We start from the raw sequence: 15,368 nt of genomic DNA, 5'->3' as shown, positions 1-15,368 counted from the left end.
ACGCAACTGGCGAAAAATTACGGGAGAACCCATATTTAACCGGATTAAAAGGGCAGTCAAAAGCATAAGCGGAAAGGCAACAACGAGACCCGCCAAGGCACCAACGATATCCATAACCCGCTTAACAATTAACCGCATATTTAAGTACCACCGCTCAATTGCTTTTTAGCCCAATGACTTCAATAATTAACCGGTTAACCTTGTGCATATCATATTTCTCAACTGCAATTTCCCGGTTCTTGGCTCCAATAACAGAAATCATGTTTTGCAAAAAGGGCAAAATTAACTTCCGGTACGTACCGGCCGAAACGCAACCAGAAGGCCAGCATGGAACGCCCCATTAATCACGCGCGTATGTTTTCCTCATAATTTGCAGCTTTTAAATACCATCCATACGTATCTCAATACCTTCTCTCATTTTTGCAGAAACATATCGTATATTTCTTCCATTTCAGCGATAACCCTGTCGATAGAATAATCCTGGATAACTTCTCGTCCTGCTTGACCCATCTTATTTCGCAGGTCAGTATTGTTAATTAAAGTCTCAAAAGCTTTTACTAATGCACTAACATCGTCAAGAGGAACTAAAAACCCGGTCTTACCGTGTTTAACCAAATCCCGCGATCCTCTAACGTCTGTAGCAACGACAGGTTTCTTTGATGCCATTGCTTCCATAATACATCTTGGTAAACCTTCCCGCTTAGAAACCAACGTGACAATATCTGATTCAGCAAGTATTTCGGGTACATCGTTTCTAAAACCCAACAAGAAAACACGTTGTAGTCTTTCTCTGTCAATTACTTTGTTAATCATATGCCTCAGCTTACCATCTCCAACCAAAACAAGATGGATATTATTGTATTTCTGGGCAAGATAAGACCATGCTTTTAGAAGAAAAACGTGGTTTTTATTTGGTATAAATTCAGCAACACAACTGATAACTAGGTCTCTTGAGGAAATACCTAGGCTTTTTTTGAGAGTTAAGGAAGATCTTATCTCTCCATATTTATTTAAGTCAACCCCAACGCCATGTACAAAGAATAAGTCCTTACCAGGAAGAAAACCAAGCCTTTTGCCAGCCTCAAAATCCTCTTCGTTCATAACAATTAGACCATCTGTCCATTTACTAGCCAGACGCTCAGCATTATAATATAATAACCAGTTACGTTTCGAAGCACCTTTAAAAAAATGAAAGCCATGTGCTGTATATAACACAGGCCCCTGGTGTGTAGCTTTTGCAAGATACCGACCTGAGAACGCGGCCATAGGAGTATGCACATGTATCAAACTAAAATAGTTACAGATCAATAATTGTCTTAACTTACAGTAAGCCATATAGTTTTTTAAGCTATATGGTGACCGAGCAAAGGGAATGTCCCAACACTTTACTCCCAGGCTTTCTATCTCGTTAATCCTTCCCTCAGAAGAAGACGCAGCTGTATGGATTTCATAACCTTTATTTTTTAATAATTGTATGAATGGTTTATGAAATGCAGCGAGATGAGTATATACTGAAGCTATAAGTAAAACTTTCCCTCGAATTTTTGGAACCATACTAAATTATACCCTCTCACTTTTACTTAGAAGATAACAAATCCAGATATATTGGAAGAAGATAATCTCGAACAATCTTATTCCACTCAAACTTCTTTGCAGTCTCTATTCCAGCTTTTATAAGAGCTTGTCTTAAGCATTTATTGGACAATATTGTTAAACACTTAGATGCTAGATCTTCAACGTTATCATTAGCTAATAATCCGTTAACTTGATCTTGAATAAATGTCTTATTTCCTCTGGTTGCCGTTGCTATTACAGGTACTCCACTTGCTAATGCTTCTATTGTTTTTAGTGGTGGTTGTGGATCATAAATAGAGTTAATTGGAATGTATGACAAAAAAACATCGCAAGCATGGTAAGCGTGATGTACTTCAGTTATCGGAACTTTACCAGTCATCTTTACTCGGTTCTTTAAGATACTATCGTGATTAATAACATGCTGTAACTTACTAAAGTCAGGGCCATCCCCTACAATGAGTGCTTGAGTATCAGGTTTTTTAGACATTACTACCTTATAGGTTTCTAAAACTCTGTCACAACGCCTAGTTGGATAAAGACTGCTTATAAAACCTATAGTATTCTTTTCGGGGTTTAGTCCAAACCGTTCTTTTGCTAGTCTTTTGTCCCGCATACCTACAGGACTAAAAGTGTTAAGGTCAACCCCTAAAGGAACTATATGATATCGCGTACAATTCCCAAAAATATCTTTTCCTAGCGCATCATCAAGTACTATAACGGCGTCATAAACAAGTCGCGAAATCCTGCGCAACACTTTACCGATTGTTGTGAAAAGTCCACCACTAATGGCGTTCGATCTAATATCAAAAACGAACCGTTTTGCTGCAGAGGACATTAATAAAGGCATTGGTATCATTTCCCACGAAGTATAGGTATGTATGACATCAAACGGCCTACTTTTGGCTTCTGCTCTTAAAATCTGTATGGCTTTCCTTAAAAATATCACAGGCTCTAAAGATTTTTTTGATATTGACCTAACCTTAATCCTATAAACTTCTACACCATTTACACATTCGAAAGTAGCTTCATCAGGTTTACCAGCAGCTATTACACAGACGTGATGTCCCATCCGAGACAATGCTTGAGTGTATTCATAAAACGCTCTCATCTCGCTGCCCGGATAGTAGGCCATTTGAATATGGCAGATTTCAATACTTTCGTTTGCAATTTTATGCATTAAGGTAGACATCCTTTCTAACTCCTTGCAAACTCATAAAGGCAGTTGCCATCCCCAAAAAAAACCATATCAAAAGAAACCCATCTGCTAAATAGAATTGGCTCTGTATACACATTCCGATAATGCCAATTAAATACGCAACGCAAAATAATTTATACCTAGTGTCTTTGAGTTTTACCATAGTTCTTATTAACGCAAAAAAAGGTAACATCCAGATACTAACATATCCAACAAATCCTATCAAACCAGAACGCACGTAAATATCCAAAAAGGTATTATGCAAAACCGAACCATCGGCACTTATTTGACTGAAAACATCAGCGCCTAGACCCAAAAGAGGTTGATCTTTAATAATGCTAATCGCTAAAACATATTGATTCAATCGGCTTACATAACTTAATGGTTTTATTTTTATTAGATATTCAAATAAATCTAAAATAAATTGCCAAAAACTTAAGTATACTACAACAACTATGCCAATAGATGCAATGCCTCCTATTAGTGCGCCGAACTTTAGTTTTCTTAATTTAAAATATAATAGCATTATAAGAAAAACAGATAAAACCAAGAAAGTAGTTAGCCATGTCGCCCGCGATTGCGAAACAAATACGCCGCTTAAAAGTACAAGAAGAATTATATAATTATAGGCTTTTTTAAATAAAGGTTGCATTAAAGAAGCAAGAATAATACCCAAACAAATCTGCATCCAAACACCAAATGAACCATAAATCTCTAACCAACCAATTGCTCTATATTTTAAAATGCTTACACGAGGTGCCCTAACATCACCAAGATGAATATCGAGAAAACCAGTAGCTAGGAGTATTGATGTTAGTGCAATAAAACTCCCGACTAACGTTATGATCTTGAAACTTATTTCCTGCGATTTCAAGTCAAGATTTAAAGTATAGCCCAGCCAAAATACTATAGCATATTCAAAGATGCTAATAATCTGCTTTATATCTCCAAAAGGATTATTTGATACAAACATGGTCAATAAAGTACTAACCATTATCAATCCAAAAAATATAAAATTTATACATAGTGTATTGTCACAACCAAACTTTCCTCCTTTTAATAACTTTTGCAATATAACTAACAAAAAAATAATGAATATAACAATATCATCATATGTAATAGTTAATCCTCCAATTACAAAGGAATAGGACTCTTTCGAGTTGAAAATAAAACAAATAACTATTACTAGCAATAGCATTGGTTTAAAAATGCCTGTTAAACGCATCTATTATCACCCAATTTACAGTTAAAAACAACCCTAATATTAAATTGCTGATTACTGCTATTTTAAACGCAAGTGCTTTAGCCTAAGAATAAAAGGGAATAAGGAAATTATTAGCCCTTTAGTCACGTGAATCGATGGATGTGTAAATAACGCATCTGCAAAATAAGTAAATGCTTTAATAATGTTTCTTTTTCTTAAGTACTTTTGTCCTATTACAAGTTTGCAATGTGCCCAAGCTTTACTCTTAACACCATATTTAATAAGATCCTTTTCATATAATCTCAAGAGGCGTCGATATGTTATAGACTTTACTTCAGGATTAGTGCTACGACTGCATGGGCAGACATTCAAATGGACTAAACATTGATTAACATATGATACTTCGTAATTCTTTGAAATCCTCATCCACAGTTCTCTATCCTCCGGCAGGTCGTATTGTTCAAAAAAATCCCCTACTTTATCTAGTACGTGTCGAGGCATTAATACCGAAGAACACGAACCAGTAATTACCTGACTCACAAGTAGATGTTTATAGATGTTCCCTGAAAATTTAGGGAATGATTTGTACACCATCCCATTTGGATTATGTACAAATGCTCCACAGTAGACTAACCCATAATCACTGGACAAGGATTCAAATAGTTTTACTTGCAAACGGATTTTATTAGGTTCCCACCAATCTCCCGCATCTAAAAAGGCTATATAATCTCCCGACGCTTGTTGAATCCCAGCGTTTCTAGCTACTGCAACTCCCATATTTTCGGACATTTCTAACCATTGTATTCTCCTTTCAATTTTGAATCTGTCTTTAATCCCGGAAAAAGGATTGCGTGACCCATCATCAACAACTATTATTTCAATGTTAGTGTAATCTTGGTTTAGAATGCTATTGATAGTACGTTCAAGTTCTTCTGATTTTGAGTTGTACGTCGGAACAATGACAGAAACCAGAGGGGCATTTTGCATTTACCCTTAACTCCCTTAGTTCTGATATAAACTTTCTACGTTGATTTAAGATACCAGCTTTAAGCCCTAATTAGATATGTATGTAAGGCTAAATAAAGTCAAATCTTTTTCCTGAAAACTTATTTCCCTCGTTATTTTATTCCTTTTAAGGTCCACTTCCAATATACGACTTGGTAGCGCTTCTCTAATTGACGCATCTATTATCCATTTAACCATCTCTTTAGCTCTACTTGAACGAAATTTAGTAAAGCACACATATGCTTTATCACCTATTACAGCAAGACCACGACACCACCCCAGTTGATCTCGCCCCACTAATTCGTTTAGGTTCCAAGAGTCATACGTGCGAGTTTTAAAATTATATTTAACTACCCAACCATTTGTCGTAGTAAAATAAACACAATCATCCATTACTAATCCGTCGTGAGGATTACCATAGGATTCCAAACTAATACGTCGCTTAGAATCTATTCCAATCGCATCTTTTTGCAAAAATCGCGTTACCCACCATTCCCCATCGTAATAAAAGCAGTAATTAGGATGAACATAATGAGGTTTGGTTGACCATACGTGACGGTAATCCAAACTCAAGTCAAATGTTCGATTTACGTTAATATCATCTAACAGATTGTAAATCCGTTTGAGGTTAAAGCGGCAGTCGTAAATAAGTAATTGTTCAAGCCCAGTATTTACAACTGCATATTCATCATTTGCATAACTAACATGATGTAAATCGTTAAAGAAAGGTTCTGACAATACGGTTTCTTGTTTGCGAGTGTTTAAATCTACGGTAAGCACTTGACCATACGTCGTGCATAGATACTTACTTCCAATAATCACTCCCCCGTTTAGCTTGTGATGCCCTTTCATTACTACTGAATTTGATTCTTTAATTGGAATGCGATCAATCTCACGAATTAATTCGCCAATATTTAGAATACGAACCTCGCCTCTTATATGAAAAGTCTTGTCATTCAAAAATTTTTGATCTTTAATACTGACACTAACTATCAATTTCATAATATCCTGCTTCACCTCATTACCTAGCCCTTATAAGAGCAAATTGCAAAATTAAAAGCCCTTAAAAACTAACGCTTGTAGCTTATAGAAAAAGGGTTTCACCCCATTCCATGGAAATCTTTGTTATCCCGACAAAAAGCCACAGAAGGTGAAATCCCTGCTATGAATGCCGTACCAAGGGAAGAACACCAGCGCAAGCATTCTTTTTTCTTTACCCGGATCAACTCCTTCTACCAGCACCAAAAGTTGCAGTATAAGCTAAAAATTAAGGAACAAAGTAGCGGTCTTGACAGCCACCCCGCGTATGGTTCGTAATAACTGCCGACGGGCGGCTCCGGGAACATGTGAGAAAATTATACATCCCCCGTCGAAAACGCCATTGTACCATAACGCGGGGACCCCGTCTGTCAAGACTTCCCTTACGGCGCTACTTTGATTGAAATTGCCTCGGGGCTCACCAAGAACATATTGAATTATGCGGAGGGCTGTTATTTATTTCCAATGTGTAAACCCCTTGCCAACGTAACTCAATCCAGGCATTGCGTCGGGATATAGTTTTACGCTTGCTTTGAGGATTTAATTTGGGTTCACCATTACCACATCCATCAACATTTTCTCGTTTCTTTGTTACCCTCTCCCAACTAAATGTGCAGCATTTGGGCACCGTACCGCCTCTACAGGTGAAAGTGAATTTTTTTACGGCTACAAGGTACATACTGCGGCTCTCATAACGGAAGACGGGCCTCTACCACTGTGTATATAGTTCCGGCCAATGTAAGTGATATGGAAGTTGCTCCGTTAATAATGGAGAAAGCTTGTCTCATGCACGAAGAACTGTATGGTAGCAAATTGGACCATTTTCTAATGGATGCAGGGTATGATGCCCATTTCATATATGAAAAAGCTGCCCTTGATTTAAAGGTTCCGGCCATCGTGAAACTGAATCTCCGGGGCCAGAAAAAACCTCCTGCTGGTTTTACAGAAGATGGTACACCAATTTGTCCCGGTAAACATCCCATGGTTTACTGGGGCACTGATAAAAAGCGGCTTTTAAATAAATTCCGCTGTCCTAAGGCCGTGGGCAAAAACGTTATATGCAACAAGGAATGCGGTTGTAAAAGTGCCTGTGGCAAAGTAACCAATGTTAGTATTCGAAAAAATCCCCGTTTATTTAGCAGCCCGCACCGCGGTAGTAAGCGATGGGAAGAGCTGTATAAGTTGCGGTGGCATATAGAGCGTCTGCTTAATGTCCTTAAAAATAAACTGAATTTAGGTCAGGTAACTGTTAGAGGATTATCCAAGGTCATTCTTCACGTCAACCTGTGTATGTTGGCTTATCTGGCCGGAACGGCTGCTATGCTTGCCTGTAAAGCTAAGCAGGAAGCTGCTTAACAGGTAAAATTTTTGAAAGCCGTAACATGAAGGGGTAGTCTGTCCTTCTTTTTGGGCATTACATGCAGTGAATCCATAATCTTCAATCTTTAATAGTAGCATCCCTTAAAAAATGGAAATTTAAGTGTAATTGATTATGTTGCCATTAAGTTTAAACTAATTTTGCAAATGGCTCCTTATAAGGTTTTCCATCTTCAGCCCCATATTGTTTATGTTTATCTAAACTTCCATGAACTTGTAATTCACAACCGAGCATGAAAAATCCTGGTATATTTTATAATAAGAGTTAGCAGTGTGCGTATAAGTCGGGATATTATTGGTGGCTTGACCCTGTTATCTAAACTGACTGCAGCAACCTGGAAGTACAACTGATTGTGTCTTGAGCACGCGGATTAAAATTTCACTTATTTCGGTTGCTGTACCACTGCTAAATTTTAATGAATTGAGGGGATTTTTCATGCCAGAGAGCAAAAAGCGCAAGCGTAAGTCGTCGAAACAAACCAGGATAATGGAAACAGAAAGTGATGCGCTGTACGAAAGCTGTGCCGGATTAGATGTACACCAAGAAACCGTTGTAGCGTGTGTGCTGTTTGGCCCTCTTGACCGGCGTCCTAAAAAAGTAATCGAAACGTTTTCAACAACAACATCCGGCTTGTTAAAACTGTCAGATTTTTTATCAGAGCATAATGTAACCCATGTAGCAATGGAAAGCACCTCTGTTTACTGGAAACCTGTTTGGAATGTATTGGAAGGTTCATTTACCCTTCTCTTAGCGAATGCCCGTACGATTAAAAATGTTCCCGGGCGTAAAACAGACATCAAAGATGCGGAATGGATAGCAAAGTTGCTGCGCAATGGTTTGATAGAAAGCAGCTTTGTACCTCCTGAGCCTATTCGCGATTTGCGGGATATGACCCGTTACAGGAAAAAATTAATTGCTGATATCACCGCTGAAAAGAACCGAATTCATAAATTCCTGCAAGATGCCAACATTAAATTGACGACATATATGTCAGACATTTTTGGAGTTTCGGGCCGAAACTTGCTGCAGGCCATTATTAATGGCGAAAAGATAGAAGTAGAAGATTTAAAAAAATTGGTTAAAGGAAAATTATGCAACAAAATTCCTGAATTACAAGATGCACTTAATGGCCGTCTGCGGCAACATCATCGTGAAATGATTGGCTTTTGCTGGAAGCATATCGAGGCTTTAGAACAACTACTTGCTGAATTAGAAAGTCGTATTGCTCAAGCATTAGCTCCTTATCAGGAAGAAGTTGAATTATTAAAATCGTTGTCGTTAATCAAAGATAATACTGCCGCTGTTATCATCTCGGAATTGGGCACCAATATGGATGTATTTCCATCAGAGAAACACATTTCGTCATGGGCAGGTGTTAGTCCGGGCAATAATGAAAGTGCCGGTAAAAAGAAACATAGCAAAACGACTTATGGAAATGCAGCATTAAAAAGTGCATTAAATCAATGCGCTTGGGCGGCGTCAAAAAAACGAGGAACCCGGTTAAACGCCTTGTTTTGGCGCATCACCAGAAAACATGGTAAGAAAAAAGCTGCTGTTGCCACTGCCCACGAAATTCTTATTATTGTTTATTACATGTTGAAAAATAAAACGCCCTACAATGAGCTTGGCGAAGATTATTTTAAAAAGAAACAAGTAAAAAGTCCTGAAGATGCTGCGATCAAACTCCTTACAAAGAAAGGTTATATTGTTACTCTTCCTGAGGGGAAGACGGCTTAAACCAACGGGTTTCTTAATGACATACTTGTAATAATTGTAATTAAAACAAGCCTCTTAATGCGGCCCGGGCATCCTATTGCCATTTTACACCTTCTTTTTTAAAGTGAGGGTAATGGTTAAGAGTTAGGATTAATACTTTCTTAGATTTTAACTGCTTTTTAGATTTTTCGGATTAAATATTCATAATGGTATTGTCTCGATATTTTAGAATTCTAAATTTTTGAGCACCAATTATAGCCAAACGAGGCACCTCCCCCGAAACTACCGTTCCCATCCCTACAATCGCACCGTCTTTAATAATGCTCCCCGGAGCAATAATTACATTCATCCCAATCCAAACATTTTTCCCAATATATACAGGTTTATATATTTTCTCTTCATCATATGGAAGCCTAGTACCGTTATAATTATGATTTACACTTTAAATAACCAAATTAGGTCCGATATGAGTATTGGCTCCAATATAAACTTTACCTCCCGATAAAATACTTGCGTTATGACCTATATGAACGTTATCTTCTATTTCTAATAATTCAGGACGACTGATAAATATTTTACCATTAAATTTGACATTCTTTCCACATTTACCAAGGCGTGTTTTGTAACTTTCTGCTACAATACGCCATATACTTTTTTCAAATTTTAAGTACAAAGACAACACTACTTTTACTGCAATCTTTTTTAGAAAATTCAACAAATCAACCCCTTCCCCTATAGATAGCTCTAACCGCTTTAATAGTATCTTTAGGTAGAAGCCTAAAAACATAACAAGTTAAAATAAAAACACCAAATGCTAAACCTAGCTTTAGAAACAAGCCCAGTTCAAGATGTAAATCAATAAATTTAGAAATAAAAAAGAAAACAAAGCAAATAAAGAAAAACTTGGTATAAAATTCTACATCTATTATAAAAAACAAATTGTTTTTTATATTAATGTATAGAATAACAATAGTAAATAAGCTATAACATATCAGGGTAGAGAACGCGGCACCCCCTAAGCCAAACTGGGGAACCAAAGCAAAATTCAATACCAGATTTAGGAAAGCACTAATAACTGCGCCATAAGACAGTATTTTAGTTTTTTCAATAAGATGTGGGCCAATCCTGATAATTTGGCTTAAATTAAATACATACGTTCCTAACATTAAAAAGGCAACTGTCCACAAAGAAACCACAAACTCTTGTTTGGCAAGTAGCGTAATTAGCTCATCGTAGAAAACAAAGAAAATCATTAGAAATGGCAAAGTCATAATCGTAAAAAGCTTCAGAGATACATCTAAATAATATCTAACACGGGAGTAATCCCCTTGATCCCATAACTTTGAAACACTAGGAAAAACTACAAAAGTAATTGGACCGATAGCCAAAGAAAGATATTTACAAATGTTATAATTTAATCCATAACTCCCAACACTGGATAAACCCAGGTAGTAATTAATAATATATCTATCTGAAACATCGCTAACCCATACAAGAAAGGCATATGGAACTAAAGGAAAGCTATATTTTACCAGTTTAAAAATTTCTTGAAGAGAATCGTTCCAGGATAACTTGTAAATCCCTTTTGTAAGTTCTGTTGTTAAAATAATAATAATAACTATAACATTTAGTATTATACTAATAGTTAAAAATACTTCGAGCATAAAGGTATTTTTAATAGTAATGTAGCACAAACTACATAACAGAAGTAATAAAGCACGTATAGTCTGTAACAAGCTAAGGTGCAAGTTTTTATCTTTTGCTCTCAGGATGTGTTCCCAAAAACGGCTAGTTACAGTTGAGATAATAAAACCCCAAAAGAGAATAAACATGCCTAGGGAATTCGTCTTGCTTTCCAGCCCAAACAAAAATCCACAGATATCATCTAGAAATAAAAGAGAAATACCAATTAAAAGCAAGCAATTTAATATCACGCCCAAGGATAGTATTATATAGATCCAGTTCATCCTCGCGTGATCATACCGGTTCGCAAATCTAATAGTAGCAATTTCTGTCTTTAATGTTATGAAAGGAGCAATCAAGCTACTTGTAATACTAATCTGAGTCCAAACTCCATACCCTTGAGCACCTAAGTTCTTGGACAAAAGGGGTATTAAAATAAAACTGACTAAGGTAGTTGTTCCCAATACAACAAACCTTGCAACTAATTCAAAAGTAAAATTCTTATCCATAACTAATTACATTCCGCAATTTCGGTTAAATTCTCCTTTTCCCATCGTAACTCGAACATATTTTACGGATATATGCACCACACCAAAGTCATATTAAGGTGATATAAAACAAAACCATTCCGCTGGATTTGCTTTACCTTATCAATAACCCTTATAACGTGAATCTAAGCCCAACGTACGTTTCTTAGAATACTTGAGTTATTAATCCGAGTCTCGTGTTCCATAACCGCTTCTAGCATATCGTGAATTACCTCATCAGTCAGATAATGGGGCTGCAATCCTAATTCAAGTAATCCAGTATGCTTAGGATTATAATAATGCTCCTCTGCTTCCTTACGAGGGTTTTCAATATGCCTTATACGCACATTTAAACCCATTTCATTGCCCACTCTCTTAACTTTCTCCGCAAGCTCGTTGACAGTAAAGGTCTCAGTAAACTGATTAAAAATTCGTAGCTCTCCTTTTTTAGGAGGATTCTCCATCGACAAGCGGACACAGTTGATAGTGTCTTTGATATTGATGTACCCCCGTGTTTGGCCGCCTTTTCCATAAACAGTGAGGGGGTATCCAGCCACAGCCTGCACTACAAAGCGATTAAGAACCGTTCCAAAGATCTCATCATAATTAAAGAAAGGCCATAGCCGTTCGTCATCCTTACATTCATCCGTGTACAGACCATAGACAGGGCCCTGCATTAGGTCTGTTACCCGTAATCCCCAGGTGCGGACATAAAACCACAACAGGTCGGTATCCATTATCTTAGTAGTATGATAAAGAGAACTTGCCTGGCGCGGGAACAAAAATATATCACGCCGGCCGTTATGTTCTATTTCCAGCCAGCCTTCCTCGATGTCAATATTAGGCGTACCATATTCCCCCATCGTCCCGAGCTTTATGATATGGCAATCCGGACAATTTTTTTTTACGGCGTAAATAAGGTTGGCTGTTACGGTCAAATTGTTTTGCAGAGTCAACATCGCTGCTTCCCGTCTCAGCATGGAATAGGGCGCGGAGGGCTGTTCGGCATAGTGTACTACGGCCTCGGGTTGAAACTCCTGAAAAACCTCACTTATAACGTTCCAGTCTCGCAAGTCCCCTATGCGAATTTTAATATTTTTACCAGTTAATATCTTCCATAATTCAACCCGTTCGTGAAGGTTTGGTACCGGAAACAACGGTTCCGCATTTTCCTCGCGGCAAAGATTTCGCCGCAGATAGTTATCTACACCATAGACTTCGTGCCCCAATTTGGAAAAGGCCATTGCTGTTGGCCACCCCAAGTAACCGTCCACTCCCAATATAAGTACGCGCATAAATCCACCCCTTAATGTTTCTAAACCAACTTGTGAGTGATAAGGTAATTTCTTAAATCTTCCTTTGTCATAGGTTGTTCGGTACTAGAGTTGTATGGACGTTCAACCTTGCTACGTACTATTCCTTTGTAGTCATACTTAATGTCTTCGTATACTGATCTGAATGCTGGCAATACAACAAACATGTCTCGCAACTCCATCGCTCGGCGCGTTTCTTCCAAACTCATTAACTCTTCGTACAACTTCTCACCAGGCTTGGCCCCGATTTCGATAATTTCTATATCTGAAGGTCTATACCCATATGTGGGCGCTAAAATCTCTATCATTATTTCGGCCAAGTCCTTTATTTTAACAACCGGCATTTTAGAAACAAATACTTCTCCCCCCATCGCAAGTTCAACACTCTTAAGCACAAGGGATACTGCTTCGGACAAGGTCATAATAAAGCGGGTCATTCGATAATCGGTTAGTGTTACCGGTCCCCCTTTGGCAATCTGCTGCTTAAAAATGGGAATAACAGACCCGCGTGACCCAAGAACATTACCGAATCTTGTAGAAAAGAAAACAGGCCCGTTTCCGCCAAACTTCTTGGCGTTGGCAGCCGTCATTAGCCGTTCTCCCATTAGCTTCGAAGTACCCATTACATTAGTTGGGTTAACAGCCTTGTCTGAACTAGTGAATAAAACCCTTTCTACCCCACAGGATGTAGCAGCTTGTATGATATTGTGAATTCCGAGGATGTTAGTCTCTACAGCATCCCACGGAGATTTTTCACACAAGATCACATGCTTTAGGGCTGCAGTATGGATAACGATATCAATACCTTGCATTATATTGACAAGTGTATCCCGGTCTCGAACATCTCCTAAAAAACACCTAACGCGATGGTCCTGATAATAATTTTGGTCTAAAAAGAATAATCCCGACTCATTATTGTCAATAGCCCGAATTTCAGCAGGATAAAATCGCTCCGATAGCTGGCGTACCAATTCCTTGCCTACTGTACCAGAAGCTCCCGTAACTAGGACATGTTTTCCATCAAAGATACTCATAAGCCTCACTCTTTCACAATATGTATTATTGGCTTAGAAACCAGTCGATTGTTTCTTCCAGTCCTTTTCTAAGGTCATACTGAGGCTGAAAACCAAGAATTTTGCGAGCTTTGGATATATCAGAATAATTTCGCTTTACGTCCCCCAAGCGTTCACTACCATAATTAACCCTAATGTCTAACTGAGGTAACTTTTTTCTAAGCAAAGCAGTTAGTTGCTCAGTAAGTTCATTAACCGTAGTTTCACGGTAAGTGGCAATTTGAAATACTTCTCCACCAACATCGCTATCCGCGGCAAGTCGAATCGCCTTAACAAGATCTTTAATATAAATAAAATCCCTTGTTTGCTGCCCATCCCCATATATTTCCAGGACTTCTCCTCTTAATGCCTGCTGAATAAACTTAGCTACTACACTGCTTTTGTGTTTACTCCGCGGTCCATAAACATTTCCAAAACGTAATGCTATCGTTGATAAGCCAAAGGTGCGGTAATAGGCAGAGCAGTACCCTTCTCCGGCCAGCTTGCTTGCACCATAGGGCGAAACAGGTCGCGGTACTTTTTGTTCGTGTATTGGGGGCTCTTGTTCTCCTAATGGTGCTCCGCTTGATGCAAATATAAATTTCTGAACGTTATTATGCCTTGCAGCTTCTAGCAAGTTAAGAGTTCCAATAACATTAACTTCACAATCTAAACGCGGGTTTTCTACAGATGAAGCCACGCCGGAATTGGCTGCAAGATGAACAATAATATCTATGCCTTTACACGTCTTAGAAACAAAATCGGCCTCGCGGACATCTCCGATAACTAATTCAACTCCTCTTGGATTACTTGATATAGCATCAACCGGAGTTTCTAAAAAGTCATTACATACCTTTGCTAAGTCGTCCTTTTGGCCTACAGAAAGATTGTCTAAAACGCGGATTTTTGTTAGTGGATTTTCTTCAAGTAATGCAGCTATAAGGTTAGTCCCTATAAAACCGCATCCCCCTGTAATTAGCCAGGATCTACCTTCTACCGGCAAAATATTTCAACTCCTGCAAATCTAAATTACTAATAATCTTTTGTAAGCATTCAGTAATTGAATTTACGTGTGTCTCAACTACGATCTCTGGCCGAAGTGGCTCCTCGTATGGTGCACTTACTCCAGTAAAATTTTTAATTTCTCCACTCCGCGCCTTTCTGTATAACCCCTTTGGATCCCTGCGCTCGCACTCGTGCAGGGGGCATTTCACATATACTTCGATAAACTCGCCCGGCTCGAACAAATTCCGGGCCATTTCACGGTCGGCCCTGTAAGGCGAAATAAATGCCGCTATCACTACGATACCGGCATCTACAAAAAGCTTGGCCACTTCCGCTATGCGCCTTATGTTTTCCCGGCGGCCTTCCTCGGAAAAGTCCAGGTCTTTACACAGCCCCTGGCGAACGTTATCGCCGTCAAGTAAATACGTGCGGATACCCATTTCGTGCAATTTGCATTCCAGAGCATTTGAAAGTGTGGATTTACCGGATGCCGGTAAACCCGTAAACCATAGCACAAAACTTTTATGCTGATTCAGTCTTTGTCTATGTTCTTTTGTAATGGTATATGGTTGCCAGACCACATTGCTTGCCGCTTTTTCCAATTTATGAACAGCTCCTATTTACTATACATAACGTTTGTATTTTCCAAACCTCACTATGTTGTATTTCTACACATT

The 15,368-nt window shown here is 38.3% G+C and carries 15 protein-coding genes; 2 read left to right on the top strand and 13 right to left on the bottom strand.

All coding sequences use genetic code 11. From position 1 onward, the window contains the following. The 6 genes from H0Z29_11830 to H0Z29_11805 all read right to left on the bottom strand — a co-directional run. On the bottom strand, positions 1–138 hold a 138-nt coding region (locus tag H0Z29_11830), incomplete at its 3' end, for a sugar transferase (GenBank protein MBO8132173.1). A 276-nt stretch (positions 139–414) separates the two neighbouring features. Then, positions 415–1,554, bottom strand: coding sequence for a glycosyltransferase family 4 protein (locus tag H0Z29_11825; protein MBO8132172.1), 1,140 nt, complete (start codon positions 1,552–1,554; stop codon positions 415–417). 22 nt (positions 1,555–1,576) lie between these two features. Further along, entirely contained in the window at positions 1,577–2,764 is a 1,188-nt protein-coding gene (locus tag H0Z29_11820) for a glycosyltransferase family 4 protein (protein ID MBO8132171.1), read from the bottom strand. Further along, positions 2,745–3,764 carry an O-antigen ligase family protein gene (locus H0Z29_11815; protein ID MBO8132170.1) on the bottom strand — a complete coding sequence of 340 codons (1,020 nt, stop codon included), beginning with the start codon at positions 3,762–3,764 and terminating at the stop codon, positions 2,745–2,747. The genes H0Z29_11820 and H0Z29_11815 overlap by 20 nt, the downstream gene beginning before the upstream one ends. Positions 3,765–4,052: 288 nt before the next feature. Then, on the bottom strand, positions 4,053–4,961 hold the full coding sequence (locus H0Z29_11810) for a glycosyltransferase family 2 protein (GenBank protein MBO8132169.1): 909 nt from the start codon (positions 4,959–4,961) through the stop codon (positions 4,053–4,055). 66 nt (positions 4,962–5,027) lie between these two features. Continuing rightward, the gene (locus H0Z29_11805) at positions 5,028–5,981 is read right to left on the bottom strand and encodes a hypothetical protein (protein MBO8132168.1); all 954 of its coding nucleotides are present in this window, start codon (positions 5,979–5,981) and stop codon (positions 5,028–5,030) included. A gap of 783 nt (positions 5,982–6,764) precedes the next feature. Between H0Z29_11805 and H0Z29_11800 the strand changes: the two genes are divergently transcribed. Together H0Z29_11800 and H0Z29_11795 are read left to right on the top strand one after the other, a co-directional pair. Next, positions 6,765–7,373 (top strand): transposase, encoded by a 609-nt coding sequence (locus tag H0Z29_11800; GenBank protein ID MBO8132167.1) that lies wholly within the window; start codon positions 6,765–6,767, stop codon positions 7,371–7,373. Between the two features lie 508 nt (positions 7,374–7,881). Next, a complete protein-coding gene (locus H0Z29_11795) occupies positions 7,882–9,132 on the top strand; it encodes an IS110 family transposase (GenBank protein MBO8132166.1) in 1,251 nt (416 codons plus the stop codon). Between the two features lie 172 nt (positions 9,133–9,304). Here H0Z29_11795 and H0Z29_11790 read toward each other — a convergent pair whose 3' ends face one another. From H0Z29_11790 to cysC, 7 genes are all read right to left on the bottom strand, one after another. Beyond that, positions 9,305–9,460 (bottom strand): hypothetical protein, encoded by a 156-nt coding sequence (locus H0Z29_11790; protein MBO8132165.1) that lies wholly within the window; start codon positions 9,458–9,460, stop codon positions 9,305–9,307. Between the two features lie 93 nt (positions 9,461–9,553). Then, the gene (locus H0Z29_11785) at positions 9,554–9,826 is read right to left on the bottom strand and encodes a hypothetical protein (GenBank protein ID MBO8132164.1); all 273 of its coding nucleotides are present in this window, start codon (positions 9,824–9,826) and stop codon (positions 9,554–9,556) included. Between the two features lie 4 nt (positions 9,827–9,830). Further along, positions 9,831–11,303, bottom strand: coding sequence for an oligosaccharide flippase family protein (locus H0Z29_11780; GenBank protein MBO8132163.1), 1,473 nt, complete (start codon positions 11,301–11,303; stop codon positions 9,831–9,833). A 164-nt stretch (positions 11,304–11,467) separates the two neighbouring features. Continuing rightward, complete coding sequence (locus H0Z29_11775; GenBank protein ID MBO8132162.1) at positions 11,468–12,616, bottom strand: NAD-dependent epimerase/dehydratase family protein; 1,149 nt, start codon at positions 12,614–12,616, stop codon at positions 11,468–11,470. Between the two features lie 20 nt (positions 12,617–12,636). Next, the gene (locus H0Z29_11770) at positions 12,637–13,668 is read right to left on the bottom strand and encodes an SDR family NAD(P)-dependent oxidoreductase (protein MBO8132161.1); all 1,032 of its coding nucleotides are present in this window, start codon (positions 13,666–13,668) and stop codon (positions 12,637–12,639) included. A gap of 25 nt (positions 13,669–13,693) precedes the next feature. After that, the gene (locus H0Z29_11765) at positions 13,694–14,689 is read right to left on the bottom strand and encodes a GDP-mannose 4,6-dehydratase (protein ID MBO8132160.1); all 996 of its coding nucleotides are present in this window, start codon (positions 14,687–14,689) and stop codon (positions 13,694–13,696) included. Further along, a complete protein-coding gene (cysC, locus tag H0Z29_11760) occupies positions 14,673–15,311 on the bottom strand; it encodes an adenylyl-sulfate kinase (protein MBO8132159.1) in 639 nt (212 codons plus the stop codon). Before cysC ends, H0Z29_11765 begins: the two co-directional genes overlap by 17 nt. Positions 15,312–15,368: the final 57 nt, after the last annotated feature.

The organism is Candidatus Neomarinimicrobiota bacterium, assembly GCA_017656425.1.
Taxonomy (GTDB): Bacteria; Fidelibacterota; UBA2242; order UBA2242; family B5-G15; genus JACDNV01.
Note: the sequence above shows the minus strand (reverse complement) of the source record. Positions and strands in the feature narration are given on the sequence as shown.

Coding starts and splice junctions, on each gene's coding strand:
- H0Z29_11825 (MBO8132172.1), bottom strand. CDS start 1,554: ATGGTTCCAAAAATTCGAGGGAAAGTTTTACTTATAGCTTCAGTATAT.
- H0Z29_11820 (MBO8132171.1), bottom strand. CDS start 2,764: ATGTCTACCTTAATGCATAAAATTGCAAACGAAAGTATTGAAATCTGC.
- H0Z29_11815 (MBO8132170.1), bottom strand. CDS start 3,764: ATGGTTAGTACTTTATTGACCATGTTTGTATCAAATAATCCTTTTGGA.
- H0Z29_11810 (MBO8132169.1), bottom strand. CDS start 4,961: ATGCAAAATGCCCCTCTGGTTTCTGTCATTGTTCCGACGTACAACTCA.
- H0Z29_11805 (MBO8132168.1), bottom strand. CDS start 5,981: ATGAAATTGATAGTTAGTGTCAGTATTAAAGATCAAAAATTTTTGAAT.
- H0Z29_11800 (MBO8132167.1), top strand. CDS start 6,765: ATGGAAGTTGCTCCGTTAATAATGGAGAAAGCTTGTCTCATGCACGAA.
- H0Z29_11795 (MBO8132166.1), top strand. CDS start 7,882: ATGGAAACAGAAAGTGATGCGCTGTACGAAAGCTGTGCCGGATTAGAT.
- H0Z29_11790 (MBO8132165.1), bottom strand. CDS start 9,460: ATGAATGTAATTATTGCTCCGGGGAGCATTATTAAAGACGGTGCGATT.
- H0Z29_11780 (MBO8132163.1), bottom strand. CDS start 11,303: ATGGATAAGAATTTTACTTTTGAATTAGTTGCAAGGTTTGTTGTATTG.
- H0Z29_11775 (MBO8132162.1), bottom strand. CDS start 12,616: ATGCGCGTACTTATATTGGGAGTGGACGGTTACTTGGGGTGGCCAACA.
- H0Z29_11770 (MBO8132161.1), bottom strand. CDS start 13,668: ATGAGTATCTTTGATGGAAAACATGTCCTAGTTACGGGAGCTTCTGGT.